Source organism: Lysobacter concretionis Ko07 = DSM 16239 (assembly GCF_000768345.1).
GTDB classification, from domain to species: domain Bacteria; phylum Pseudomonadota; class Gammaproteobacteria; order Xanthomonadales; family Xanthomonadaceae; genus Novilysobacter; species Novilysobacter concretionis.
In genome coordinates, this window is record NZ_AVPS01000009.1 from 148,590 (window position 1) to 174,072 (window position 25,483).

Here is a 25,483-nt window from a genome sequence, read left to right on the forward strand (position 1 = left end):
TCGGACCGCAGTACCAACCGAGACTGAGGAGCGGTCATGTTCGAGGGCATTCTGGGGTACATCGCCGGCGGCGCCGTGATCGGCGCCCTGGCGCGTTTCATCAAGCCCGGCGCGGATCCGATGGGCTGGATCATGACCATCGTGCTGGGCATCGTGGGAGCGTTCATCGGCAGCTGGTTTGCGACCCAGCTCGGGGTCCAGGGCCGGTTGCTGGTCTGGGCGCTGGCCATCATCGCCGCGATCGTCGTGCTGTCCGCGTATGAACTGGTACGGGTCCGGGACGGCTTGCGGCGTCGCTAGGGAACATCTGGACAACCACGCTCGGGTCCGGACGACTGCCGTCGTCCCCGCGAAAGCGGGGGTGAGGCCGGATGTCTGCGAGCCACTGGCTCGCGTCCGGACGAACGCCCGAGCGCTATGCGCGCGGGCCGGGGGTCGCAAGACCGGCGACTCAAGCCGCGGAAAACGAAAGTCGCCGGGTAACTCGCTGTGCTCGCCCTGCGGTTCGTCCTTTCAGGACGATCCGCGCGCTTTGCGCTTGTCCCGCTTTCGCGGGAATGACGCGGAATGACGAAGAAGTGGAGGGCCGGACCTTCCCGGGGCCACCCCGTCGGACACGCACTGCTTCCTGCGGTCATCCATATCCCCGGCCCCCCGCCGGGTTGTTGTTTTTACAGCCCGTCATTTGCCGCCGCCGCGCGCGGACGGCATTCCAAGGCCTGCGTGAGCCCGGTAACCTGAGCGCTTGCGGCCCAATGACCCGGCCCCCGTGTCCTCCCGGAGATTGCATGTCCCTACCTGTTGTTGACTGCCCCGACCGCGCCCGTGCGCGCCTGGCCTGGGTCCGCGCCGTGACCGGCGAGCCCACTCTGGAGCTGGAGCGCGCTTCCACCGACGCGGGTTTCCGCAGCTACTGGCGCACCGTCGCCGGCACCGGGCGGGCGGATGCCGCCAGCCGCATCGTGATGGACTCGCCTCCCGACAAGGAGGACGTACGTCCCTGGCTGCACGTGCGCGATCTGTTCGAACAAGGTGGCCTGCGGGTGCCCCGCGTGCTCGCGCGCGATGTCGATGCCGGTTTTCTGGTGCTGGAAGACCTCGGCGTCGACACCTACCTGCAGGTGATCGGGCCCGGCAACGCCGATGCGCTGTTCGACGCCGCCATCGACCAGCTGCTGCTGCTGCAGGCGATGCCCTGCCCGGCCGACCTGCCGTCCTACGACGAGCCGATGCTGGCGCGCGAACTGCGCCTGTTCGACGAGTGGTACCTCGGCCGGCATCTGGGCATCGCGCTGGACTGTGGCGAACTCGAGGAACTGGAGCTGGTTTACCGGCGCCTGATCGATGCCGCCCTGGCCCAGCCGCAGGTGTTCGTCCACCGCGACTTCATGCCGCGCAATCTGATGCCGGTCTTCGGCGACGGTGAAGCCAATGGCCCGGCCGTGCTCGACTTCCAGGACGCGGTACGCGGGCCGATCGCCTACGACGTCATCAGCCTGTTCAAGGACGCCTTCCTGAGCTGGCCGGACCCGAAAGTGGACGAGTGGATCGCCCATTACCATGCCCGTGCGCGGGACGCCGGCCTGCCGGTTCCCGCGCTCGAACGGTTCCGCCGCGATGCCGACCTGATCGGCGTGCAGCGGCACCTGAAGATCATCGGCATCTTCGCCCGGCTGTGGCATCGCGACGGCAAGCCCAAATACCTCGCCGACGTGGCGCGTTTCGTCGGCTACCTCGACGCCGTGCTGCCGCGCTATCCCGAGCTGGCGCCGCTGGTCGCCATCCTCGACCGCCACGTCAAGCCGGCGCTGGCGGCCCGTCCCTTCAAGATCCCCGCATGAAGGCGCTGATCCTCGCCGCCGGGCTGGGCGAGCGCATGCGCCCGCTGACCGGGCACACGCCCAAGCCGCTGCTGGAAGTCGGCGGCAAGCCCCTGATCGTGTGGCATCTGGAGAAGCTGGCCGCGCTCGGCGTGCGCGACGTGGTGATCAACACCAGCTGGCTGGCCGACCGGTTCCCGCCCGCGCTCGGCAACGGCGAACAATGGAACCTGCGGCTGCATTACGCCTGCGAGGGGCCGGTGCCGCTGGAGACCGGCGGCGGCATGTGGAACGCGCTCGACCTGCTCGGCCGTGACGCGCCGTTTGTCGCGATCAACAGCGACATCTGGACCGACCATGATTTCGCCACCCTGCCGCAGGAACCTGCCGGTGATGCGCACCTGGTGCTGGTCGACAACCCGCCGCACCATCCGGCCGGTGATTTCGCCCTGGATGCACAAGGGCGGCTGCATGGCGAAGGCAAAGCCCGGCTGACGTTTTCCGGCATCGGCGTGTACCGGCCGTCGCTGTTCGATGACTGGCGCGAAGTCATCGGCGACGCCGATGGCGCCAGCGATACACCGCCACGATTCAAGCTCGCCCCGCTGCTGCGCGCCGCGATGGCACGCGGTCTGGTCAGCGGCGCGCATCACCGCGGCCGCTGGACCGATGTCGGCACCCCGCAACGGCTGGTGGAGCTGGATGCTGCGTTGCACCGCCAGAGCACTTCGGGCGCGGTGGGCTGAGCGGCGCCAGCGCGGTTTCCGCTGCCTGGCTGCCGAACCGATGTCGAGGTCGAGGTCGAGGTCGAGGTCGAGGTCCCGGGACCGGGACCGGGACCGGCACACAAGCGCGTCAACACCGCAGCGCTGCCGATAACAGCGCCACGGCCGCCGCTTCGGCCCGCATGCGTGCCACACGGAGCGGCAATGCCGCCGCTGCGAACCGCTCCATTGCCGCTGCGAACCTGTCCGCTGCCGCCGCAAGCCCGTCCGCTGCCACTGAAGGGGCCGACGTTGCCACTCCGGCCGGCACCGCTGCCGAAAAAAGCGGCACTGCTGCCACCGCAGGTCGCAATGCCGCCGCCCAAGCCGCCACGCGCGCCGCTTGCAGCCCCACCGATGGCGGAATTTCCGGCATCGTCGCCACTCCAACCGGCAGCGTTGCCGCTTCCACTGAGGTCGTTGCCGCTGCAACTGGCATGGATGCCGCTTCAACTGAGGTCGTTGCCGCTTCAACCGACACTGTTGCCGCTCCCACCCGCATCGATACCGCTTTCCGCCGCTGTCTTCAGCCGCTGCCCAGCACCTGCCGCAGGAACGGCACCGTGATCCGCCGCTGCGCCGCCAGCGACGCGCGATCCAGCCGGTCCAGCAAGGCGGTCAATCCAGCCAGGTCGCGGTCGACGCGCTTGAGCAGCCAGTCCAGCGCGGCCTCTTCCAGCACCCAGCCACGGCGACGGGCGCGCTGCCGCAGCACTTCGCGGCGGCCGTCGTCATCCAGCGGCTGCAGGGCGACGCGGCTGCATTGCGACAGCCGCGAACGCAGGTCGGGCAGCTCCAGCCCCAGGGCATCGGGCTTGCTGCGGGCGGCGTAGACGATCCGGCCACCGGCGGCGCGCGCGCGGTTGTGTGCATCGAACAGCGCCACCTCGTCGTCGCGCCGCCCGGCGATCGCGTCGATGCCGTCCAGGGCGATCACGTCATTGCCCTCCAGTGCTTCCAGGGCATCGCGCACGCGGCCGACCGCGGCGACCAGCGGCAGGTAGGCGGCACGACGGCCAGCGGCCTCGGTCGCCGCGCACGTGGCCAGCAGCAGGTGGGTCTTGCCGACCCCGGCCGGACCGGCGAGATACAGCCAGTCGTCGCCCACCTGGCCCTGATCGGCACCTTCGGCCAATGCAGCCAATTGCGCCAACACGCCGGCCGGCGCGCCCACGTAGGTGTCCAGCCGCTGGTCGGCCGGGTAGCGCAGCGCCAGCGGCAGCTGCGGCACGCCCGAGGCAGGCAGGGACGGCCCACCAGCCCCCGGCGGATCTGGACGCACGGGTTTCACTCGTCTTCCGGTTCCAGCGGATACGGCCGCACCACCGCGCCCTCGCCCAACACGATCGCCGGCGGCTGGCCCGCATACAGGCGGCTGTGGGTATAGCGCTCTTCGGCATAGCGCAGCAGCACATTGGCCACCGCCGCGCACGGCAGCGCGATCAGCATGCCCAGGAAGCCGAACAGCTGGCCTCCGGCAAGCACCGCGAAGATCACCGCCACCGGGTGCAGGCCGATGCGGTCACCGACCAGCTTCGGCGTCAACCAGTAGCTTTCCACCAGCTGGCCCACGCCGAACACCACCAGCACGGCCGTGACGTGTTGCCAGTCGCCGTACTGGACCAGCGCCGCAATGACGCCCAGCACCAGCACCGTGGCCGGGCCGACGTACGGCACGAAGGTCAACAGGCCGCCGATGATGCCGATCAGGATGCCCAGATCCAGGCCCACGCCCCACAGGCCGACGGCATACACCACCCCCAGGATCAGCATGACCAGGAACTGCCCGCGCATGAAGCCACCCAGCACGTCGCTGGACTGCGTCGCCAGCCGGCTCACCGTGCCCAGATGGTCCCGCGGCACCAGCGACGCCACCCGCGCCACCAGCAGGTCCCAGTCGCGCAGGGCGAAGAACGTGACCACCGGCAACAACGCGATGTTGGCGGCCAGCCCGATCAGGGCGAACCCGGAGCGCGACATGTAGCCCAGCAACGTGCTGGCAAACCCGCCCGCGCTTTCCCAGTTGCTGCGTACCAGTCCGATCAGGTGGTTGAGGTCCAGCCGGCTGGTGATTTCCAGCCCGGTCCTGGCTTCCACCCACGGCAATATGGTGGCAATGAACCAGTGCTGGTATTTGGGCAGCGCCGCAATGAGCGTGCGGATCTGCCCCTGGATCATCGGTACCAGCAGCAACAGCCCCAGCACCACCAGCAGGCTCATAGCGGTGAATACCAGCACCACCGCGACATTGCGCGACCGGCCCGCACGCTCCAGCCGATCGACCAGCGGGTCGCCCAGCCAGCCCAGCAAGGCGCCCAGCACGAACGGGCTCAGCACCGGCGCGAGCAGCCACAGCAACCAGCAAAGGAACAACCCCAGTGCCGCCCACTGCAACCGGCGCAGGAAACGGGCGATGTCCTGCAGGGGATGGGGATGGCCCATCACTGCAGCCGGTACACGGGGGTGCCGCGCGGCCCATCGGGCAGGTCGCCCGCCACCGGTATCGACGGATCGGCCGCCAGGTCGCCGCCGACCAGCACATTGCCCGCATTGACCATCAGCTTGAAGCCCGACAGACCCGACAGCAGCTCCAGGTCGAACTCCAGCCGTTGCGGCGTCGCCCGCACCGGCGTCATCCCGCGGACCACCGCCAGTCCCTGCAGGTAGCCCGACAGGCGCACGTAGTCGTCGGCGCTGTGCAAGCCGGTGAAGGCAACCCGGTAAGTGCCGGCCGGGCCGGTCTCGGGCCGCTTGGCGTAACGCTTCATCAGCGCATCGGCGGTGCCGTCCGCGCCCGTCGCCAGCAGCTGGCGTGCGTTGGCGCCGCTCTCCGACCAGCGCGACAGCACCTTGCCGTTGTCGACGAAGATCCAGTCCGCCTTCCAGCCGCTGCCATCGCGATACAGCTTGCCGACCAGCTGCATCGGCGGACTGTAGCGCTGCGAGGCGCGCGCCACCGCGGCGGTATCGCCGCGCCAGATCGCGCCGACCACGGCCTGCTCGGACGCGGTGCCGTTGGGCAAGCCGAGGCGGTAGCCGCGCTGCAAGGCGCGATCCAGCGTGGAACGCGCGGCTTCCCCGTTCGGCAGGCCGACCAGGCGCGGGCCGCTGCCGTCATCGATCGCCAGCCACAACACCGGCTTCGGGCGCGGCTGCGGCCACACCGGCAAAGCCAGCGCCAGGGTCAGCGAATCGACCATCTCCTCGTTGTAGCGGATCACCAGGGTGGTCTTGAAACTGGGCGCGCCGCTGGCCGACACCCCTTCGTCCTGGCGGTAGTCGTAGCCCTCGACGTACTTCTCCGCCTGCCGCAACTCCTGGCCCACGCCCGGTCGCGAGGCCGCGCCGCGGTCGCCCGACAGCTTGCCCAGCACCTGCGCCAGACCGCGCGCGAAACCCGCCTTGCGCTCATCGGCACCCTGGCCGTTGACGACCACCTCGGCCGAATACGCGCCCTGCGCCGACACCCGGTCGCCTTCCACCCGCTGCGCCGCCGCGCTGAAACTCGCCAGCAGCAGGCAGGCCGACCACAGCAGCGCCAACATTCCCGGCACCGCCCCGCGGCCGGGGCTGCGCGGTTGCGCCCCCCGATATCCGTCGATTGCCACATCCGTTGCGTACGCCATGCTGGTTTCCGTGTGCCGATATCTGCCGAAATGGTGCCGCACCACCGCCGGCACGTCCATCGAAGCCGGCCAGTTGCGGCGATGGCTGCTAAAATCGCCGGCTTCCCGCGCCATCGAGCCTGCCGTGACTGCTCCCATCACTCCCATGACCTATCGCGACGCCGGTGTCGACATCGACGCGGGCAATGAACTGGTCGAACGCATCAAGCCGCTGGTCAAACGCAGCTTCCGGCCCGAGGTGATGGGCGGACTGGGCGGCTTCGGCGCGCTGTTCGACCTGTCGGGCAAATACAGGGAGCCGGTGCTGGTCTCCGGCACCGACGGCGTCGGCACCAAATTGAAGCTGGCGCAGCAGTTCGGCCGCCACGACACCATCGGCATCGACCTGGTCGGCATGTGCGTCAACGACGTGCTGGTGCAGGGCGCGGAGCCGCTGTTTTTCCTCGACTACTTCGCCACCGGCAAGCTCGATATCGACACCACCGTGGCCGTGGTCGGCGGCATCGCAAAGGGCTGCGAGATGGCCGGCTGCGCGCTGATCGGCGGCGAAACCGCCGAGATGCCCGACATGTACGCGCCCGGCGAGTACGACCTGGCCGGCTTCACCGTCGGTGCGGTGGAAAAGTCGCAGCTGCGCGACGGCGCCCGCGTCGCGGCCGGCGACGTGCTGATCGGCATTGCCTCGTCGGGCCCGCATTCCAACGGCTATTCGCTGATCCGCCGCATCTTCGACCGTGCCGGCCGGCCGGACGACGTCGCCTTCGACGGCGTCGCCCTGATCGATGCGCTGATGGCGCCGACCGCGCTGTACGTCAAACCGGTGCTGGAACTTCTGCGCGGCGAGCATGGCGATGCGATCCACGCGATGGCGCACATCACCGGTGGCGGCCTGAGCGAGAACATCATCCGCGTCGTGCCGGAGGGGCTGGGCGTGCAGATCGAAGCCTCGGCGATCGTGCTGCCGCCGGTGTTCGACTGGCTGCAGCGCGAAGGCGCGGTCGTCGATGCGGAGATGTGGCGCACGTTCAACTGCGGCATCGGCTTCGTGTTGGTGGTGCCGCAGGACTCGGTGGCGGCGATCGAATCGGCACTGGACAGCTTCACCCTGTCCCACCGCCGGATCGGCGAAGTGGTGCCGGCCACGGCCGGGCGCGTGCGGATCGGCTGAGCTTCCCCGGCGGCAATCCCCATGTCTTCCGCCCTCCGGATCGCCGTGCTCGCCTCCGGGCGCGGCAGCAACCTGCAGGCCATCCTGGACGCGATCGCCAAGGGCGACCTGGCGGCCGAAGTCGTCGGCGTGTTTTCCGACCGCCCGAGGGCGCTCGCGCTGGAGCGGGCCCGCGCAGCCGGCGTGCCCGCGCTGGCCCTCGAACCGCGCAACTTTGCCGACCGTGCAGCCTTCGACGAACACCTGTTCCACCGCATCGACGAGACCCGGCCGGACCTGATCGTCTGCGCGGGCTACATGCGCCTGCTCGGCGCGGCGGTGGTCAACCAGCGCCGCGGCCGGATCATCAACATCCACCCGTCGCTGCTGCCGGCCTTCAAGGGCCTGCGCACCCACCAGCAGGCGCTGGACAACGGCGCGAGCGAGCATGGCGCGAGCGTGCATTTCGTGACCGCCGAGCTCGACGGCGGCCCGGTCATCACCCATGCCGCGGTGCCGGTGATGGCCGATGACGATGCGGACCGGCTCGCCGAACGGGTCCTGGCGCTCGAACACCCCCTGTTGCTGGCGACGTTGCGCCTGTTTGCCGCCGGACGCGTGACGCTGGACGACTCGCACATCCGCCTCGACGGCATCGCGCTGGCCGCCCCGCTGCGCCTGGATTCAGACAACCGCCTGCATCCTTGCCTCCTCTTGCCTCACTGACCCGGTCGATATGCGCGCAACCATGCCGCCTGTTTTTCTTGCCACCCTCATTACCCTGCTGCTGCCGTTGTCTGCATCGGCGCAGTCGACGACGCCCGCGCAGACCTCGACACCGGTACCGCAAGCCATCCCGGCAACCGGCAACACGGTCGAGGCCGCGCCGCAGCTGGAGCCTTTCGTTGCCAGCTACCTGGTCTACAGGGACGGCAAGCCGCTGGGCGAGGCGACGATGCAACTGGTACGCCAGCAACCGCCGCGCTGGCGGGTCGATCTGGTGATGCAGGGCACGCGCGGACTGATGGGGCTTGCCGGCCTCAACGCCGAGCAGAGCAGCGTGTTCGACCAGATCGGCGAAACCTATCGTCCGTTGACCCAGGCGACGGTCAACAAATTGCTGTTCAAGCGCAAGCAGACCATCGGCATCTACGATTGGGCGTCCGGTTCGGCCAACTGGCAGGGCGACGTCAAGGAAAGCCATCGCCGTCCGATCGCCCTGCAGGCCGGCGACATGACCGGCCTGCTGATCAACCTGGCGGTGATCCGCGATGCCGCGCCCGGACAGACGCTGCACTATCGCTTCGTCGACGACGGCCGCATGCGCCAGCACACCTACGTCGTTGCCGACGAGCTGGAAAGCATCACCGTGGCAGGCATGACCTACAAAGCCATGAAGGCCACCCGCAGCAAGGACAACGAAGACACCCTCATCTGGGTGGTGAAGAACGTCCCCAGCCCGATCCGCATGCTCAAGCGCGAGAACGGCAAGGATGTCTACGACCTGCGCCTTGTCGAATACAAAGGAGTTGAGTAGATGGCCGTTATTTGTCCGACCCCGACCCTTCCGACCCCCAGCCTTCCAACCGCGCGCCTCCCGCAGCCGCGTACCGGCAGGCTGCGCGTCCTGCTGGCCACCGCCGCGCTGCTCGTCATGAGCGCTCCGGCGCTGGCGATCGAGGCATTCACCGCCGACTACCAGGCCAGCTACATGGGCATGCAGGCCAACGGCAAGATGACCCTGGCCCACGAAGGCGGCGACCGCTGGCGTTACACGCTGGCGATCAACAATGCCCTGGCCAACCTGCGCCAGAGCACCGTGTTCGAGGATCACAAGGGCCAATGGCGGCCGCTCAGCAGCGAAGACTCCTCCCAGGTGCTGGTCAAGCGATCGGCCAAGAACGCGACCTACGACTGGAACAAGGGCGTGGCCACCTGGGGCGGCGACGTCAAGGCGGACCGTTCCGGACCGATCAAGCTGAAAGCCGGCGACATGGACGCACTGCTGATCAACCTGGCGCTGGTGCGCGACCTGGAGGCCGGCAAGCCGCTGAACTACCGTCTGGTCGATGACGGCCGGGTCAAGCAGCTCAACTACAAGGTCGCCGGCAAGGAGCAGATCAGCGTCGGTGGCGAGCAGCGCGAGGCCACCAAGGTGGTCAACACCGATGGCGACAAGCAGACGATCGCCTGGCTGGTGGACGGCATGCCGATCCCCGCCCGCATCCTGCAGCGCAAGGGCGGCAAGGACGCGATCGACCTGCAGGTGAAATCGGTGCGGTAAGCCTGCGGCACGTGCCAGGAAAGGTCTTACTAATTCACTTTTGATCGTCACTCCCGCGCAGGCGGGAGTCCAAGGACGTTGCGAATCAATGGCTTGATGCCCTTGGATCTCCGCCTTCGCGGGGATGACAGTAATTGTTCAGATGATCCCCAGTCCCGGCACATTGCGGGCAGCGCCCTGCGCGCAATGAAAAACCCCGCTTGATCCGCGGGGTTTTTCATTGCCGCTCGGGCCTGCCGCGATCAGGACGCAGGGCGCGTCAGCCGCAGGCGTAATGCGCCATGCTGTCGCCGCCCGCTCAACCGATGCGGCGGATCTTCGCGCCCAGCCCCGACAGTTTTTCCTCGATGTTCTCGTAGCCGCGGTCGAGGTGGTAGATGCGGTCGATGGTCGTCTCGCCGCTGGCCACCAGGCCGGCCAGGATCAGCGATGCGGACGCGCGCAGGTCGGTCGCCATCACCGGCGCACCGCTCAACCGCTCGACCCCGCGCACGACCGCCATGTGGCCGTCCACGCGGATGTCCGCGCCCAGCCGCAACAGCTCGTTGACGTGCATGAAGCGGTTTTCGAAGATCGTCTCGGTGACCACGCCGACGCCGTCGGCGATGCAGTTCATCGCCATGAACTGCGCCTGCATGTCGGTCGGGAATGCCGGGTGCGGCGCGGTGGTGAAATCCACCGCCTTCGGCCGCCGGCCCTGCATGTCCAGGGTGATGCGGTCGCCGGCGCAGTCGATCACCGCGCCCGCCTCCACCAGCTTGTCGAGTACCGCCTCCATCGTGTCCGGCCGCGCGCGGCACGCGGTGACGCGGCCGCCGGTCATCGCCGCAGCCACCAGGAAGGTGCCGGTCTCGATCCGGTCGGGCACCACCGAGTGGCTGCCGCCGTGCAGGCGCTCCACGCCGTGGATGACGATGCGGCCGGTCGCCTCGCCCTCGATCTGTGCGCCCATCGCCCGCAGGCATTCGGCCAGGTCGACGATCTCCGGCTCCATCGCCGCGTTCTCCAGCACCGTGGTGCCTTCGGCCAGCGTCGCGGCCATCAGCACGTTCTCGGTCGCGCCGACGCTGATCATCTCGAACACATGGCGCGCGCCCTTCAACCGCGACGCGCGCGCCTTGATGAAGCCGTTCTCGACCGTGATCTGCGCGCCCAGCGCCTGCAGGCCCTTGATGTGCAGGTCGACCGGCCGCGAACCGATCGCGCAACCGCCCGGCAGCGACACTTCGGCGTGGCCGTACTTGGCCAGCAGCGGACCCAGCACCAGCACCGAGGCGCGCATGGTCCGCACCAGTTCGTACGGCGCGACCTGACTGTGGACCGTGGTCGGGTCGACCGTGATTCCATAGCGTTCATCGATGCTGATGCCCGCGCCGATCTCGGCCAGCAACTTGGCACTGGTCACCACGTCGTGCAGGTGCGGCACATTGCTGATGGCGACCGGCTCATCGGCCAGCAACGTGGCGAACAGGATCGGCAACACCGCGTTCTTGGCACCGGAGATGCGCACCTCGCCGTTCAGGGCGACGCCGCCCTCGACCACGATCTTCTGCACGGTCAGCCCTGCCCGGACGTTGCGAGGGCATGTTCTGCCGGCGTCACCGTCTTCAGCGCCAGCGCGTGGATCTCGCCGCCCATGCGGTCGCCGAGGGTCGCGTACACCAGCCGGTGACGGGCGAGCGGCAGCTTGCCGGCGAATGCCTCACTGACCACGGTGGCCTCGAAATGCACGCCGTCTTCGCCTTGCACATCGGCGGTGGCGCCGGGCAGGCCTTGTTCGATCAGGGTTTTGATGGTCTGGGGATTCACGGTAGGGGTCTCGCAAACAGAAGGGCGAAGCGGCTCGCCGGGAAGATGTCCGGGCATCGCAGGCGCTCCGGTCGATCGTCCGGAAAGCCGCGGTAGGGACGGGTTCAGCGGATGGGGCACGCGGACGGACAAACCGCGTAAAATCAGCCGATCTAGCCTAGCGGAAAGCCCCCTGCTCCGAAATGGCAACATCTCCCAGCTCTTCCCATGATCCGTCCGAAGCCGACTTCGCCGCCAGCGGTCGTCGCGTGTTCGCTATCGAAGCCCAGGCCCTCGCCGCGGTCGCCGCCCGGCTGGATGGCGAGTTCAGCGCCGCCTGCCGATTGATGCTTGGCGCCCGCGGCCGGGTGGTCTGCACCGGCATGGGCAAGTCCGGGCACGTGGCGCGCAAGATCGCCGCGACCCTGGCCTCGACCGGTACGCCCGCGTTCTATGTGCATCCGGGCGAAGCCGGCCACGGCGACCTGGGCATGATCACCGACGCCGACGTCGTACTGGCCCTGTCGTATTCGGGCGAGAGCGACGAGGTCGCGATGCTGCTGCCGGGCCTGAAGCGCCAGGGCAACAAGCTGATCTCGATGACCGGCCGCGCCGGCTCGACCCTGGCACGCGCCGCCGACGTGCATCTGGACGTCAGCGTGCCAACCGAAGCCTGCCCGCTGCATCTGGCCCCGACCTCCAGCACCACCGCCTCGCTGGCGATGGGCGACGCGCTCGCGGTCGCGCTGCTGGAAGCGCGCGGATTCACCGCCGACGACTTCGCCCGCTCGCACCCCGCCGGCGCACTGGGCCGGCGCCTGCTGCTGCATATCGCCGACATCATGCATCGCGGCGACGAGATCCCGCGCGTCGGCGCCGACGCCAGCGTCAGCGAAGCGCTGGTGGAAATGAGCCGCAAACGCCTGGGCATGACCGCGATTGTCGATACCGATGACACGCTGCTGGGCCTGTACACCGACGGCGACCTGCGCCGCAGCCTGGACGACGACCAGGTCGACCTGCGCACCACCCGGATCGCCCAGGTGATGACCCGGTCGCCGCGGACGATCGGCTCCGGCGCGCTGGCGGTGGAAGCCGCGCAGCTCATGGAGACGCACAAGATCGGCGGCCTGCTGGTGGTCGACGCGGACAACCGCGTCGTCGGCGCGCTCAACATCCACGACCTGCTGCGCGCGCGCGTGGTGTAGATCCACATGCCCTGTGACAGCACGCCCCATAACGACATGCCCGATAACGACATGCCCGACGACCGCCGCCCCCGTGACCGGATGACCCACGACCTGATCCCCCACCGCCAGGCGGGCGATTGGCCCGTCGCCATCCGCGAGCGCGCCGCGCGCGTGCGGCTGGCGTGCTTCGACATCGACGGCACGCTGACCGACGGCCGTCTGCTGTTCGACAGCGACGGCCGCGAGCTGAAGGCCTTCCATGTCCATGACGGACTCGGGCTGGTGATGCTGCGCAAGGCCGGGATCGAGGTCGCGTTCATCACCGCACGCGCCAGCACGATCGTCGAGCGTCGGGGCGCCGAGCTCGGCCTCACCGAAGTCCACACCGCGGTCAGGGACAAGCTCGCGCAGGTGAACGAAATTGCAGCCCGACTGGGCCTGGGCCTGGACGAGGTGTCCTTCATGGGCGACGACCTGCCCGACCTGCGCGCGATGCTGCAGGTCGGTTTCGCGGTCGCCCCCGCCAGCGCGCATCCGTGGGTGCGCGAGCGGGCGCACTGGCGCACCGCCGCCAGCGCCGGGGACGGTGCGGCGCGCGAGTTGTGCGACTTGCTGCTGGCCGCGCAAGGCCGGCTTGAAGCCCTCATCGACCAGGCCAGCACGCCGACGACGGACATCATCGACCCCGCATTGACCGGGAGCAACGCGTGAGCTGGCGTACCGCGTTGACCCTGGTGCTGCTCGTCGGCGCGGTGTTCAGTGCATGGTCGTTGCTGTCCAACCGCATCTCGGCGCCCGCAACCGACGGCGCACTCGGCGGTCGCCCCGACTACGTGCTCAATGACTTCGAGCTGGTCGCGCTGGACGCCCAGGGCAAGGAGTCGTTCACCCTGCGCGCGCCCCGGCTGACCCGCGACCCGGACGCGGAAACGATGGACATCGCCGAGCCGCTGTTCCTGATCCCGCCACCGGACGCCGGTACTGGCGACGCCTGGCAGGTGCGCGCGGACACCGGCTGGGTCAGCGCCCGGGGTGACGAGCTGCGCCTGCGCGGCGCGGTCAAGGCCGTCAGCGACGGCCGCAACGAGGCGCCGGTGACGATCACCACCGAGCAGCTGAACGTGTTCCCCGACGCCGACCGGGTGGATTCCGCCGTGGCGGTCACCATCAACAGGCCCGGCTCTATACTCCGCGGCAACGGGCTGGAAGTGAACCTGGCCAACAAGCAATACACGCTCCAATCCGAGGTCCGATCCCGCTATGTCCCGTAACCCCTCCAACGCAGCCCGCTGGCTGCTGGTCGTCGCCATTGCCGTCGCCTCCAGTACGCCGGCCATGGCGCGCAAGTCCGACCGCAACCAGCCGATGGACATCAACTCCGGCAAGCAGGAAGGCAGCCTGGACGACAAGACGCCGACGATCCTGTCGGGCGGCGTCGTCATCGACCAGGGCAGCCTGCACGCGGAAGCCTCCCGGGCCGAAATCCGCTCCAGGGGCGGCGACATTTCGCAGGTGGTGCTGACCGGTTCGCCCGCCAGCCTCCAGCAGCAGATGGACGATGGCAGTCCCATGTCCGCGGTCGCCAGCAGGATCGACTACAACATCGCCACCGACACCGTGGTGTTCACCGGCAAGGTCAGCATCAAGCAGCCCCGCGGCACCCTCAGCGGCGAGCGCGTGGTCTACAACATGACCACCGGCCAGGTCACCAGTGGCGGCGAAGGCAACGGCCGCGTGCAGATGCGGATCATGCCGAAGAACGCCGCGCAGGCTCCTGCAAAGCCCGCGCCGGCCAAGCCCGACCCCGCGCCCGCGCCTGCCAGGACCGACGGCGCGGAGGGCAACTGATGCTGGTCGCCAAGGGCCTGCGCAAGTCCTACCGCTCGCGCGAGGTCGTGCGCGATTTCGGCCTGACCCTGGACGCCGGCGAAGTCGTTGGCCTGCTCGGCCCCAACGGCGCCGGCAAGACCACCTGCTTCTACATGATCGTCGGGCTGGTGCCGGCCGATGCGGGACAGATCCTGCTTGATGGCAAGGACATCACCGGTGACCCGATGTACGTGCGGGCCAAATACGGCGTCGGCTACCTGCCGCAGGAGCCGTCGGTGTTCCGCAAGCTGACCGTCGCCGACAACCTGCGCGTGGTGCTGGAGCTGCGCGACGACCTCGACAAGGCCGGACGCGAGCGCGAACTGGCCTCGCTGATGGAGGAACTGCAGGTCACCCATGTTGCCGGGCAACTCGGCGCGAGCCTGTCGGGCGGCGAGCGCCGGCGAGTGGAAATCGCCCGTGCGCTGGCCGGCAAGCCGCGGCTGATGCTGCTCGACGAGCCCTTCGCGGGCGTCGATCCGATCTCGGTCGGCGAGATCCAGCGCATCGTGCGGCACCTCAAGAACCGCGGCATCGGCGTGCTGATCACCGACCACAACGTCCGCGAAACCTTGGGGATCTGCGACCGGGCGTATATCCTCAACGAAGGCGGCGTGCTCGCGCAGGGGGCTCCGGACACGCTGCTCGCCAATCCAGACGTCCGCCGCGTCTATCTGGGCGACACCTTCCGCCTGTAGCCCCGCCTGCAAACCCAGGGCTTATCCGGTACGTCGCGTACCGGGCATGATGCATGTGTCGCGGCCGTCGCTCCCACAAGGTCGCGTTTGCTTTCGATCATGAAGCCCCGTCTACAAATCTCGCTCGGCCAACATCTGGTGATGACGCCCCAGTTGCAACAGGCGATCCGCCTGCTGCAGCTGTCCGCCGTCGAACTGGAAGCCGAGCTGGTCGCCGCGGTGGAAAGCAACCCGTTGCTCGACTGGATCGAGAACGCGACGCAACCACCGGAAGAACCCGTCGCATCGGGCGGCGAACCCGTCCACCACGACGGCCACGACACGCCGGGCCCAGCGGAGGTCGACTGGGCGCCCGGCGACGGCGACACCTGGTACCAGCGTGTCGGCCCGGGCGATCCCGACGATGACCGCGATCAGGCCGAGCAGGTCGCCGAATCGGACAGCCTGCACGACCACCTGCTCTGGCAACTGCACCTCAGTCCGTTGTCGCCACGTGACCGCCACATCGCGGTGGCGCTGATCGAGGCGATCGACGACGACGGCTATTTCCGCGAATCGCTCGACTCCATTGCCGCCGCGCTCGCGCCCGAACTGCGGGTCGCCGATGGTGAGATCTGCGCCGCGCTGCGCCAGATCCAGCGCTTCGACCCGATCGGCGTGGGCGCCCGCGACCTGGGCGAATGCCTGCGCCTGCAACTGGAACCGATGGACGACGAAACGCCCGGCAAGGCGCTCGCGTTCCAGCTCGCCAGCGGCCCGCTGGATCGCCTGCCCCGGATCGGGGTTGCCGGGCTGGCGACGGAACTCAAACTCGACATCGCGGCCGTGGACACCGCCGTGCAACTGCTGCGCTCGCTCGACCCGCGGCCCGGCGCGCAGATCGGCGCCATCGCCAGCGATACCTATGTCGCTCCGGACGTGGTGATCTGGCGGCAACACGGCCTGTGGCGCGTTGCGCTGTCGGACAGCATGCGGCCGCGGATCAGCATCCATCGCGGCTACGAGGGCATGATCCGCCACGCCAGCAGTACCGACGCCAGCTACCTCAAGAGCCACCTGCAGGAGGCGCGCTGGCTGCTCAAGAGCCTGGAGGCGCGCGGCGAAACCATGCTCAAGGTGGCCCGCTGCCTGATCCGCCAGCAGGCCGGGTTCCTCGAATTCGGCGACAGCGCCTTGCGACCGCTGACCCTGCGCGAGGTCGCCGCCGAGATCGGCATGCACGAATCCACCGTCTCGCGCGCGATCGCCCGCAAATACGCCCGCACCCCGCGCGGCACCATTCCGCTGCGCAGCTTCTTCGCCTCCGGCATCGACACCGGAGGCGGCGGCGAGGCCTCCAGCACCGCGATCCAGTCGATGATCCGCGAGCTGATCGAGGCCGAAAACCCGCGCAAACCGCTGTCGGATGCGCGTCTGGCCGAAACGCTCAAGGCCGCCGGTGTCCCCGTGGCCCGTCGCACCGTGGCCAAATACCGCGAGGCGATGGGGATTTCCTCCTCCCCGCAACGGGTGCGGATGGCCTGAGAAGGTGATTCCGATCCGCCCCGGCTGGGCTATGCTGGACACCCGTCGCGACGTTAGAGGAGTTCTCCGATGCGTATCGAAATCTACGGCCAGCAAATCGAGATCACCGCTGCCCTCCGGGACTACGTGGAAGCCAAATTCACACGACTGCAACGCCATTTCGAACAGCCGTTCGAGGTCCGTGCCCAGCTCGGGCTGGACAAGCCCGACCACCGCGCGGAAGCCACCATCACCTGTGCTGGCCGTACCTTCCATGCCGACGCCGCCGCTGTCGACATGTACGCCGCGATCGACCTGCTTCTGGACAAACTCGATCGCCTGCTGCTCAAACACAAGAGCAAGCAGGTCGACCAGCAACGCCGTGGCGAGAGCCTGGCCCGCATTGTCGAGCCCGGCTAGTCACGATGCCCTTGAATGACCTGTTGAGCGTCGGACGCATCGCGATCGTGTCCGACGTCGGCGATCGCGCGGCGGTGATCGATCTCGCCGCGCGCCTGCTGGCAACCCCATCTTTTGCCGACCACGGCGAGGCCGCACTGGACCAGGTGGACGGCCTGCACGGCCACGACGTCATCCGCGACAGCCTGCAATCGCGCGAGCGCCTCGCCAGCACCGCGATCGGCCACGGCGTCGCCATTCCGCACGGCCGGGTCGACTTCATCGACGACAGCCGCGGCGCGTTCCTGCGGCTGTCCGAGCCGGTCGATTTCGGTGCCGCCGACGGCCTGCCGGTCGATCTGGTGCTGGCGATGGTGGTGCCCGAACATTCCACCCAGAAACACCTGCAGCAGCTGGCCGAACTGGCCGAGTACTTCTCCGACGACGGTTTCCGCACGCGCCTGCGCGAAGCCGGCGACATGGCCGAACTCAACCACTGCCTGCTGGGGATTCCCGCCGGCACCGACGTGGCCTGACCCGATGCCCTCGCTTGCCCGCATCAGCGCCGGCCAGCTGTTCGAGCAGCAGCGCGAGCGCCTGGAGTTGCGCTGGGTGGCCGGACAGGCCGGTCACGACCGCATGCTGGAAGCGGTGGAGACCGTCGCCCGCCGCCCGTCGCTGGCCGGCTACCTCAACGCGATCTACCCCAACAAGGTGCAGATCCTGGGCACCGAGGAACTGGCGTGGCTGGACTCGCTGGACTCGCGCCACCGCTGGGAGACGATCGAGAAGATCATGCAGTTCCGCCCGCTGGCACTGGTCATCAGCAAGGGGCAGGACTGCCCGGCCGACCTGATCGAGGCCGCCGAGGAGTCCCTGACTCCGCTGTGGGGTTCCCCGCTGCGTGGCCATGAACTGCTCAATCACCTGCAGTACCACCTCGCCCGCACCCTCGCGCCGCGGCTCACGCTGCACGGCGTGTTCATGGAGATCTACTCGATCGGGGTGCTGATCACCGGCGACGCCGGCGCGGGCAAGAGCGAACTGGCGCTGGAGCTGATCAGCCGCGGCCACCGACTGGTCGCCGACGACGCGCCCGAGTTCACCCAGATCGCCCCCGACGTGCTCGACGGCACCTGCCCGGAGCTGCTGAAGGACCTGCTCGAAGTGCGCGGCCTGGGCGTGCTGAACATCCGCCAGATGTTTGGCGACACCGCGGTCAAGGGCAACAAGTACCTGCGCCTGATCATCCACCTGACCCGGCCCAGCGATACGCGCACGCCGAGCGGACTGGAGCGGCTGATCGGCGACAACAGTGCGCGCCGCGTACTCGACCTGGACGTGCCGATGACCTCGCTGCCGGTCATGCCCGGCCGCAACCTCGCCGTGCTGGCCGAAGCCGCCACCCGGCTGCACAGCCTGCGCATGAAGGGCATGGATCCGGCGGCGGCCTTCATCGCCCGGCACAGCAACTTCCTCGAACGCGGTATCCCCGAGCCATGAACACACCGACCAGCACGCCCCCGGCCGGCGCAGCCCCCGCTCCCGACTCTGCGCCCGACCCCGCAGCCGTCAACCCCACCCCCGTCAACGCCACCCTGGTCATCGTCAGCGGCATGTCCGGCTCGGGCAAGTCGGTGGCGCTGAAGACCTTCGAGGATTTGGGCTACTACTGCGTGGACAACCTCCCCGCCGAGCTGCTGCCCGCGTTCGTGCGCAGCGCGACCGGCAACGGCGCGGCGACCGCCAAGCTCGCGGTCGGCATCGACGTGCGCACCAGCCACCGCGACCTGGCCAGCATCCCGGAATGGCTGGCGGAAGTCGGCAAGCTGGGCCTGGACCCGCAGCTGATGTTCTTCGAGACGCGCGACGACATCCTGATCAAGCGTTACGCCGACACCCGGCGGCGGCACCCGCTGAGCCACCTCGGGCTGGCGCTGGCGGATGCGATCGCGCTCGAGCGCCAGGTGCTCAAGCCGTTGCGGCAACTGGCCGACATCCAGATCGATACCAGCGACCTCAATGTCCACCAGTTGCGCCGGCGCATCATCACCCGCTTCGCGCTGGGCGATACCAGCACGGTGTCGCTGCTGTTCGAGTCGTTCGCCTACCGCCATGGCGTGCCGGCCGATGCGGATTTCGTGTTCGATGCGCGCTGCCTGCCCAACCCGCACTGGGATCCGACCCTGCGGCCGTTGTCGGGCCGCGACGCGCCGGTGGCCGATTTCTTCGGCGCCCAGCCGCTGGTCAACGAATTCGCCGAACAGGTCGGCGCGCTGCTGCAGACCTGGCTGCCGCGCCTGCACGAGGACACCAGCCGCAGCTACATCACCGTCGCCTTCGGCTGTACCGGCGGGCGGCACCGTTCGGTCTACCTGGCCGAGCGCATGGCCCGGCGCGCCCGCGACCAGGGCTGGGACGAGGTGGCCGTGCACCACCGCGAGCTGGACTAGCAACTGGACCAGGCGCTGGACCACATCCCGGCACCGGAGCGCTGGCTGGTGTTCCGCATCGGCCATTGAAACCAGCCACCACGCACCGTTCCATCGCCACGCCTACCGGCGCCTCACGTTCGTCTGTTAACTTTCCCGCATGGCCGTCGGCATCCTCCTCATCACCCACGAAGGCATCGGCAGCGCCGTGCTGGCGGTCGCCGGCCGGCTGCTGCATCCGTTGCCGCTGCGCGTGGAAGCGCTGGAGATACCGTTCGACGGCGATCCGGATCAACTGCTGCCGCAGGCCAGCGCGGCGTTGCGGCGCGTCGATGGCGGCGATGGCGTGCTGGTGCTGACCGACCTGTACGGCGCGACCCCGAGCAACCTGGCGGCCAAGGTCGCGCGGCTGGGGACACCGGTGCATCGCGTGTCCGGGCTGAGCCTGCCGATGCTTCTGCGGGTGCTGAACTACGCCGAGCTCGGCCTGGACGAGCTGCCCGCGGTTGCCGGCGCCGGTGCCCGCAACGGCGTGCGGCTGGACGAGGCGTGAGGCGCCGCCATCTCCGCGACAGGCATGACTTTTACGACAAGGATTTCCACGCCGGCAACGGCACCACACCGACGACGGCCCCATACCGGCGACGGCCTCTGGAACACTGACATGATCGAACGCGAACTGACCGTCTCCAACCGCCTCGGCCTGCATGCCCGGGCGACCGCCAAGCTGGTGCAACTGCTGTCGGGCTACAACTGCAGCGCGACCCTGATCGCCAAGGGCCGCGAGGTCAACGCCAAGAGCATCATGGGCGTGATGCTGCTCGCCGCCGGCCAGGGAACGCAGGTCCGGCTGCGGCTGGATGGCGAGGACGAATCCGCGGTGGCCGATGCGGTCTGCGCGCTGTTCGAGCGCCGCTTCGACGAAGAGCAGTAAGGCATCAAGCGCATGCGCCAGGAACTCTCCGGGCTGACGGCTTCACGCGGCAGCGCGCTGGGCCGCGCCCGGGTGCGGTTGCCGCATGTGCTGGCGGTGGTCGAGGAGCGCATCGCGATGGAAGCGGTGGACGCGGAGCTGGAGCGCCTGCACGACGCCATCGACCGCATCCGCCGCGAAATGCGCGCCATGCGCGAGCGGCTGCAAGGCGCGCTTGCCCACGAGATCGGCGAGTTCCTCGACCTGCATGCGCTGCTGCTCGACGACCCCGATCTGCTGAGCGGGCTGGACGAGCTGATCCGCAGCAGCCACTACAGCGCCGGCTATGCACTGCGGCTGCAGCGCGACCGCATCGCCGCGGTGTTCGAAACCATGGACGACGACTATTTCCGCAGTCGCATGGACGACATCGACCAGGTCATCGGCCGCGTGCATGCCGCCCTGCACCGCCGGGATACCGATGCCCAGGGGCTCGCCGGCGAGATCCTGGTCACCGACAACATCGCGCCGGCCGAGCTGGCGCAACTGCAGGAACAAGGCGTAGTCGCGGTGGTCACGTCCGCCGGCAGCGCGCTGTCGCACAGCGCGATCCTTGCCCGCAGCCTGCACCTGCCGCTGGTGGTCGGCGTCACCAATCTGCTGCAGACGGTCGCCGACGGCGATGTGCTGATCGTCGACGGCGGCACCGGCAAGGTGGTGGTGGAACCCAACCCCGCCGACCTGCGCACCCACCGTTCGCAACTTCGCGGCTACGCCCGTGAACTGCGCGAGCTCAACCGCCTGCGGCGCGAACCCAACCTCAGCCGCGATGGCACCGCCATCCAGCTGTACGCCAATGCGGAGTCGCGCGAGGACGTGGCCGAGGCGCATGCGCTGGGGGCCACCGGCATCGGCCTGTACCGCACCGAGTTCCTGTTCCTGCAACGCAACGAACTGCCCGACGAGGAGGAGCAGTTCCACGCCTACCGCGATGTCGTGCTGGGCATGAGTGGACGGCCGGTGACGATCCGCACGCTCGACCTGGGCGCCGACAAGGCCGACCGTACCGGTCTGGCGCTGCAGGACGAACCCAACCCTGCGCTCGGACTGCGTGGCATTCGCCTGTCATTGGCGCGGCCGAACCTGCTGGAGAATCAACTGCGCGCGTTGCTGCGTGCGTCCGGCTACGGCCCGCTGCAGATCCTGCTGCCGATGGTCACCCGGCGCGAGGAACTGCGTCAGGCCCGGCACGAACTCGCCCGCATTGCCCGTGACCTGCGCAGCGAAGGCCATGAGATCGCCGACCGCATCGCCCTCGGCGCGATGATCGAGGTTCCCGCCGCCGCCATCTCGCTGTCGGGTTTCATCGGCGAAGCCGACTTCCTCTCGATCGGCACCAACGACCTCATCCAGTACCTGCTCGCCGCCGACCGCAACAACGACGCACTGGGCGACCTGTACACCCTGCTCCACCCCGCCGTACTGCGCGTGCTGCGCGATGCGATCCGGCTGGCCAAGGCGCGCCGTGTACCGATTTCGATCTGCGGTGAAATCGCCGGCGATGCGGCTTTTGCCCCGTTGCTGCTGGCGCTCGGGCTGGAACAGTTCAGCCTGCATCCCACCACCTTGCTCGAAGTCCGCCGCACCATCCGCCACTGCGATGTGCCGTACCTGCGCAGCCAGGCCCCCGCCCTGATGCGCGCCCGCGACCGCGGCGAGATCGAACGCTGGCTGGAAAAGCAACGCGGGCATTGATCCCGCGGCCGAAGGCCGACCTATTCGCCTTCGGAAGGCGCCCCGTCGGCGCTGTCCCCACCGGTTTCCGCGTCGCCTTCGGCATCCGCTGCCGGCGCCGCATCGCACTGCCCCGGCCCGGCCTCGATGGCCGCCAGCAGCATGTCGGTGTTGCGGTCGATCAGCACGAACACCAAGCCCTTCGATACCCAATCGCCGGTTTCCTCGCTGCCGACCGACTCGTTGCTGCGCGCGAACACCTGACGTTCCTGCTCACCCACCTGGATCTCGACCTTCGACGTCATCGAGCCGGGCACCTCCCAGCTGACCTTGCCGCGATAGCTGCCGGTGGACGTGCAACCCACGCCGCTGGGCACGATCGTGAAGCTCACGCCCGGTTCGGCAAACGGCAATTGATCCGGCAATCCGGGGGCACTGCAGGCTGCCAATGACAATGTGGCGAGCAACGGGAGAGCAATGCGGAGCGGTTGTTTCAGCATGTCGAAACCATCGGGGTGGAAGCCGCATACCAATACCACGAAGGCACCCGGCGGGCACTTGTCGACGTCGCACGATGCATTGCATGAAGCCTTCAGGGCTTTATCGCTGGGCACGACCGGTCACGGCGCGGATAATCCCCACACGAGTCCTGCCCACGACCCATAGATGCGGTCGCGTCCGATGCGGATGCGGCTTCCGACCCTGGAGTACCCATTGGCCGAAGCCATCCGCCACGACAAGACGTCGCACCAGTTGCGCCTGCTTTCCGATGCCCTCGACAGCGGCCGCCTGGGCCCGGTGCGGCGGCTGATCAACACCCTGTCGCCGGCCGAGATCGGCAACCTGCTCGAGTCGCTGCCGCTGGGCAAGCGCGTCGTGGTCTGGGGCCTGGTCGACCCCGACGACGACGGCGAGGTGCTGGTCCACGTCGGCGACGAGGTACGCGAAAGCCTGCTGGCGGACATGGACCCCGACGAGATCGTCGCCGCGGTCGAAGATCTCGATATCGACGACCTCGCCGACCTGGTCGAGGACCTGCCCGACACCGTCATCGACGAAGTCCTCAAGTCGATGGACCGCGAGAACCGCGAACGGCTCGAGCAGGTGCTGTCCTACCCCGAAGGCACCGCCGGTCGCCTCATGAACCCCGATGTGGTGACCGTACGCGCCGACACCACCGTCGACGTCGTGCTGCGCTTCCTGCGCCTGCGCGGCGAGCTGCCCGAGCACACCGACCACCTGTATGTCGTCAGCCGGCGCCATCAATACCGCGGGCGCATCGCGCTGGCCGCGCTGCTGACCCACGAACCCTCCACCCCGATCAACCGCCTGCTCGATGCCGAACAGCCCGCGTTCGACGTGGACGACTCCGCCAACGAAGTCGCCCGCCAGTTCTCCGATCACGACTGGCTGAGCGCGCCGGTGGTCGACGACAACCACATCCTGCTGGGCCGCATCACCATCGATGACGTGGTCGACATCATCCGCGAACGTGCCGAGCACCAGGCTCTGAGCGCGGCCGGCCTGGACGAGGACGAGGACATGTTCAGCCCGGCCCGGCGCGCCTTCCGCCGCCGCCTGATCTGGCTGGGCGTGAACCTGTGCACCGCCTTCCTGGCCGCCAGCGTGATCGGCCAGTTCGAAGGCTCGATCGACAAGATCGTCGCGCTGGCGATCCTGATGCCGATCGTCGCCGGCATGGGCGGCAATGCCGGCACCCAGGTGCTCGCGCTGATGATCCGCGGCCTCGCGCTGGGCCAGATCGGCGCCTCCAACGTGGGCGAACTGCTGCACAAGGAACTCGCCGTCGCGCTGATCAACGGCGTCTGCCTGGGCATCGGACTGGGCCTGATCGTGCTGCTGTGGTTCCACGACCCGATGTTGTCATTGGTGATCGGCACCGCGCTGACCATCAACCTGCTCACCGCCGCGGCCGGCGGCGTACTGGTGCCGCTGACCCTCAAGCGGATGGGCTTCGACCCCGCGTTGGCCGGCGGCGTGTTGCTGACCACGATCACCGACGTGATGGGCTTCCTCAGCTTCCTGGGGCTGGCGACGCTGGTGTTGCTGGGCTGATCCTGGATCCCCGGTGGCGGGAGTCTGGTTTCACGGTCAATCTCCCTTGGCTCAATCCCGGTCCAGCGGACTGAGCACACCGCCCGCACCGCGGCCCAGCACGTGGGTGTAGATCTGCGTCGTCGCCACGTCCTTGTGGCCGAGCAGTTCCTGCACCGTGCGGATATCGTGCCCGGCCTCCAACAGATGCGTGGCGAACGAATGCCGCAAGGTATGGCAGGTGGCGGGTTTGCGGATGCCCGCCAGCTCGCGCGCCTGTTTGACCGCACGCTGCAGCACGCTCTCATCGACATGGTGGCGACGCAACCGCCCGCTGCGTGGATCCACCGACAACCGCGTCGCGGCGAACACGTATTGCCAACCCAGCTCGCGCCCGGCGTTGGGATATTTCCGGTCCAGCGCGTTGGGCAACCAGACCGGCGCCACACCGTCCGCCTGATCTCGCTCGTGGACCACGCGTACGCGTTCGACGCGCTCCAACAACGGATCGCGCAACTTCAACGGCAGCGGCACCCGTCGATCCTTGCCGCCCTTGCCATCGCGCACGCAGATCTCGCCCCGCCCGAAATCCACATCCTTCACCCGCAGCCGGGTGCACTCCATCAACCGCATCCCCGTGCCATAAAGCATTGCCGCCATCAACCACGGCGCCCCCTCCAGTACCGCCAGCATGCGTTTGACCTCATCGCGGGACAGCACCACCGGAATCTTGCGCGGCCGCTTCGCCCGGACCATCGCCTCCATCCACGGCAGTTCCATTTCCAGCACCTCGCGATACAGAAACAGCAGCGCCGCCAACGCCTGATTCTGCGTCCCCGCCGCCACGTGCCCCTTAGTCGCCAACACGGTCAGGAACCGCTCCACCTCGGGCCCACCCATGTCCCGCGGATGCTGCTTGCCGTTGGCCAGGATGAAGCGCCGTATCCACCCCACATACGCCTGCTCGGTGCGCAAGCTGTAATGGCGGACCCGCAACCGGGAACGCACCTGGTCCAGCAGCCGCGGCCCGCCCGCCCCGCTTACACCCACATCCTTGCCGGCGTAATCCATCAAAAGCCCCTTTCGTGTCGGATAACACGGCGAGACTGATCGAGTTGAAGCTTGGCCAGTACCGGTCAAGCGCTTGATCTGATGTAGGATTTCTGAGCTTGGCTGGCGCCGCCGAGGACGGCATACTCGGGGCTACACCCTTTTTAGGGGATCGAATAAGCGTTAGGCCTTGTTTCCCGCACTGTTGTTG

At 68.4% G+C, this 25,483-nt stretch carries 28 protein-coding genes; 21 read left to right on the top strand and 7 right to left on the bottom strand.

Annotation, left to right across the window (positions count from 1 at the left end):
* The first annotated feature begins 36 nt into the window (after nucleotides 1-36).
* The 3 genes from N792_RS11830 to murU all read left to right on the top strand — a co-directional run bounded on the left by N792_RS11830 (nucleotide 37) and on the right by murU (nucleotide 2,566).
* Nucleotides 37-300, top strand: coding sequence for a GlsB/YeaQ/YmgE family stress response membrane protein (locus N792_RS11830; protein WP_036195446.1), 264 nt, complete (start codon nucleotides 37-39; stop codon nucleotides 298-300).
* 488 nt (nucleotides 301-788) lie between these two features.
* Complete coding sequence (locus N792_RS11835) at nucleotides 789-1,841, top strand: aminoglycoside phosphotransferase family protein (RefSeq protein ID WP_036195449.1); 1,053 nt, start codon at nucleotides 789-791, stop codon at nucleotides 1,839-1,841.
* Complete coding sequence (murU, locus tag N792_RS11840; protein WP_036195452.1) at nucleotides 1,838-2,566, top strand: N-acetylmuramate alpha-1-phosphate uridylyltransferase MurU; 729 nt, start codon at nucleotides 1,838-1,840, stop codon at nucleotides 2,564-2,566. Before N792_RS11835 ends, murU begins: the two co-directional genes overlap by 4 nt.
* 544 nt (nucleotides 2,567-3,110) lie before the next feature.
* Here murU and hda read toward each other — a convergent pair.
* The 3 genes from hda to N792_RS11855 are packed head-to-tail and all read right to left on the bottom strand — an operon-like array spanning nucleotide 3,111 to nucleotide 6,210.
* On the bottom strand, nucleotides 3,111-3,815 hold the full coding sequence (hda, locus tag N792_RS11845; protein WP_036195454.1) for a DnaA regulatory inactivator Hda: 705 nt from the start codon (nucleotides 3,813-3,815) through the stop codon (nucleotides 3,111-3,113).
* A 56-nt stretch (nucleotides 3,816-3,871) separates the two neighbouring features.
* On the bottom strand, nucleotides 3,872-5,026 hold the full coding sequence (locus N792_RS11850) for an AI-2E family transporter (RefSeq protein ID WP_036195456.1): 1,155 nt from the start codon (nucleotides 5,024-5,026) through the stop codon (nucleotides 3,872-3,874).
* Complete coding sequence (locus N792_RS11855; RefSeq protein WP_084105786.1) at nucleotides 5,026-6,210, bottom strand: DUF2066 domain-containing protein; 1,185 nt, start codon at nucleotides 6,208-6,210, stop codon at nucleotides 5,026-5,028. The genes N792_RS11850 and N792_RS11855 overlap by 1 nt, the downstream gene beginning before the upstream one ends.
* A gap of 145 nt (nucleotides 6,211-6,355) precedes the next feature.
* Between N792_RS11855 and purM the strand changes: the two genes are divergently transcribed.
* The 4 genes from purM to N792_RS11875 all read left to right on the top strand — a co-directional run bounded on the left by purM (nucleotide 6,356) and on the right by N792_RS11875 (nucleotide 9,641).
* Nucleotides 6,356-7,378 (top strand): phosphoribosylformylglycinamidine cyclo-ligase, encoded by a 1,023-nt coding sequence (gene purM / locus N792_RS11860; RefSeq protein WP_036195458.1) that lies wholly within the window; start codon nucleotides 6,356-6,358, stop codon nucleotides 7,376-7,378.
* Between the two features lie 21 nt (nucleotides 7,379-7,399).
* Complete coding sequence (gene purN, locus N792_RS11865; RefSeq protein WP_036195460.1) at nucleotides 7,400-8,083, top strand: phosphoribosylglycinamide formyltransferase; 684 nt, start codon at nucleotides 7,400-7,402, stop codon at nucleotides 8,081-8,083.
* 22 nt (nucleotides 8,084-8,105) lie between these two features.
* A complete protein-coding gene (locus N792_RS11870) occupies nucleotides 8,106-8,894 on the top strand; it encodes a DUF3108 domain-containing protein (protein WP_191150470.1) in 789 nt (262 codons plus the stop codon).
* A 117-nt stretch (nucleotides 8,895-9,011) separates the two neighbouring features.
* On the top strand, nucleotides 9,012-9,641 hold the full coding sequence (locus N792_RS11875) for a DUF3108 domain-containing protein (protein WP_052104060.1): 630 nt from the start codon (nucleotides 9,012-9,014) through the stop codon (nucleotides 9,639-9,641).
* A 298-nt stretch (nucleotides 9,642-9,939) separates the two neighbouring features.
* On the opposite strand, the gene murA is transcribed toward N792_RS11875, so the two are convergent.
* Both murA and N792_RS11885 read right to left on the bottom strand, forming a co-directional pair.
* The gene (gene murA, locus N792_RS11880) at nucleotides 9,940-11,196 is read right to left on the bottom strand and encodes a UDP-N-acetylglucosamine 1-carboxyvinyltransferase (protein ID WP_036195464.1); all 1,257 of its coding nucleotides are present in this window, start codon (nucleotides 11,194-11,196) and stop codon (nucleotides 9,940-9,942) included.
* A 2-nt stretch (nucleotides 11,197-11,198) separates the two neighbouring features.
* Complete coding sequence (locus N792_RS11885; RefSeq protein WP_036195467.1) at nucleotides 11,199-11,450, bottom strand: BolA family protein; 252 nt, start codon at nucleotides 11,448-11,450, stop codon at nucleotides 11,199-11,201.
* A 182-nt stretch (nucleotides 11,451-11,632) separates the two neighbouring features.
* Here N792_RS11885 and N792_RS11890 point away from each other — a divergent pair, with 182 nt between their 5' ends.
* From N792_RS11890 to ptsP, 13 genes are all read left to right on the top strand, one after another.
* On the top strand, nucleotides 11,633-12,637 hold the full coding sequence (locus tag N792_RS11890) for a KpsF/GutQ family sugar-phosphate isomerase (RefSeq protein WP_036195470.1): 1,005 nt from the start codon (nucleotides 11,633-11,635) through the stop codon (nucleotides 12,635-12,637).
* Between the two features lie 96 nt (nucleotides 12,638-12,733).
* On the top strand, nucleotides 12,734-13,330 hold the full coding sequence (locus N792_RS11895; RefSeq protein ID WP_052104062.1) for a KdsC family phosphatase: 597 nt from the start codon (nucleotides 12,734-12,736) through the stop codon (nucleotides 13,328-13,330).
* Nucleotides 13,327-13,890, top strand: coding sequence for an LPS export ABC transporter periplasmic protein LptC (gene lptC / locus N792_RS11900; protein WP_036195473.1), 564 nt, complete (start codon nucleotides 13,327-13,329; stop codon nucleotides 13,888-13,890). The genes N792_RS11895 and lptC overlap by 4 nt, the downstream gene beginning before the upstream one ends.
* On the top strand, nucleotides 13,880-14,467 hold the full coding sequence (lptA, locus tag N792_RS11905; RefSeq protein WP_084105776.1) for a lipopolysaccharide transport periplasmic protein LptA: 588 nt from the start codon (nucleotides 13,880-13,882) through the stop codon (nucleotides 14,465-14,467). The genes lptC and lptA overlap by 11 nt, the downstream gene beginning before the upstream one ends.
* A complete protein-coding gene (lptB, locus tag N792_RS11910) occupies nucleotides 14,467-15,186 on the top strand; it encodes an LPS export ABC transporter ATP-binding protein (RefSeq protein WP_036195477.1) in 720 nt (239 codons plus the stop codon). Before lptA ends, lptB begins: the two co-directional genes overlap by 1 nt.
* A 99-nt stretch (nucleotides 15,187-15,285) precedes the next feature.
* Nucleotides 15,286-16,710, top strand: a complete 1,425-nt coding sequence (locus tag N792_RS11915; protein WP_036195480.1) for an RNA polymerase factor sigma-54 — start codon at nucleotides 15,286-15,288, stop codon at nucleotides 16,708-16,710.
* Nucleotides 16,711-16,779: 69 nt separating this feature from the next.
* A complete protein-coding gene (gene hpf / locus N792_RS11920; protein WP_036195483.1) occupies nucleotides 16,780-17,109 on the top strand; it encodes a ribosome hibernation-promoting factor, HPF/YfiA family in 330 nt (109 codons plus the stop codon).
* 5 nt (nucleotides 17,110-17,114) lie between these two features.
* Nucleotides 17,115-17,624, top strand: coding sequence for a PTS sugar transporter subunit IIA (locus tag N792_RS11925; RefSeq protein WP_036195487.1), 510 nt, complete (start codon nucleotides 17,115-17,117; stop codon nucleotides 17,622-17,624).
* A 4-nt stretch (nucleotides 17,625-17,628) separates the two neighbouring features.
* Entirely contained in the window at nucleotides 17,629-18,591 is a 963-nt protein-coding gene (gene hprK, locus N792_RS11930; RefSeq protein WP_036195490.1) for an HPr(Ser) kinase/phosphatase, read from the top strand.
* A complete protein-coding gene (gene rapZ / locus N792_RS11935) occupies nucleotides 18,588-19,541 on the top strand; it encodes an RNase adapter RapZ (RefSeq protein WP_084105778.1) in 954 nt (317 codons plus the stop codon). Before hprK ends, rapZ begins: the two co-directional genes overlap by 4 nt.
* Before the next feature lie 139 nt (nucleotides 19,542-19,680).
* The gene (locus N792_RS11940) at nucleotides 19,681-20,073 is read left to right on the top strand and encodes a PTS sugar transporter subunit IIA (RefSeq protein ID WP_036195493.1); all 393 of its coding nucleotides are present in this window, start codon (nucleotides 19,681-19,683) and stop codon (nucleotides 20,071-20,073) included.
* A 111-nt stretch (nucleotides 20,074-20,184) separates the two neighbouring features.
* Nucleotides 20,185-20,454, top strand: coding sequence for an HPr family phosphocarrier protein (locus tag N792_RS11945; RefSeq protein WP_036195496.1), 270 nt, complete (start codon nucleotides 20,185-20,187; stop codon nucleotides 20,452-20,454).
* 12 nt (nucleotides 20,455-20,466) lie between these two features.
* On the top strand, nucleotides 20,467-22,188 hold the full coding sequence (ptsP, locus tag N792_RS11950) for a phosphoenolpyruvate--protein phosphotransferase (protein ID WP_036195499.1): 1,722 nt from the start codon (nucleotides 20,467-20,469) through the stop codon (nucleotides 22,186-22,188).
* A 20-nt stretch (nucleotides 22,189-22,208) separates the two neighbouring features.
* Here the strand turns inward: ptsP and N792_RS11955 are convergent, their stop codons facing one another.
* Nucleotides 22,209-22,559 (bottom strand): hypothetical protein, encoded by a 351-nt coding sequence (locus N792_RS11955; protein ID WP_156969405.1) that lies wholly within the window; start codon nucleotides 22,557-22,559, stop codon nucleotides 22,209-22,211.
* A 322-nt stretch (nucleotides 22,560-22,881) separates the two neighbouring features.
* On the opposite strand from N792_RS11955, the gene mgtE reads away from it, so the two are divergent.
* Entirely contained in the window at nucleotides 22,882-24,243 is a 1,362-nt protein-coding gene (gene mgtE / locus N792_RS11960) for a magnesium transporter (protein WP_036195576.1), read from the top strand.
* Nucleotides 24,244-24,294: 51 nt separating this feature from the next.
* On the opposite strand, the gene N792_RS11965 is transcribed toward mgtE, so the two are convergent.
* Nucleotides 24,295-25,293 carry an integron integrase gene (locus N792_RS11965; protein WP_052104044.1) on the bottom strand — a complete coding sequence of 333 codons (999 nt, stop codon included), beginning with the start codon at nucleotides 25,291-25,293 and terminating at the stop codon, nucleotides 24,295-24,297.
* Nucleotides 25,294-25,483: the final 190 nt, after the last annotated feature.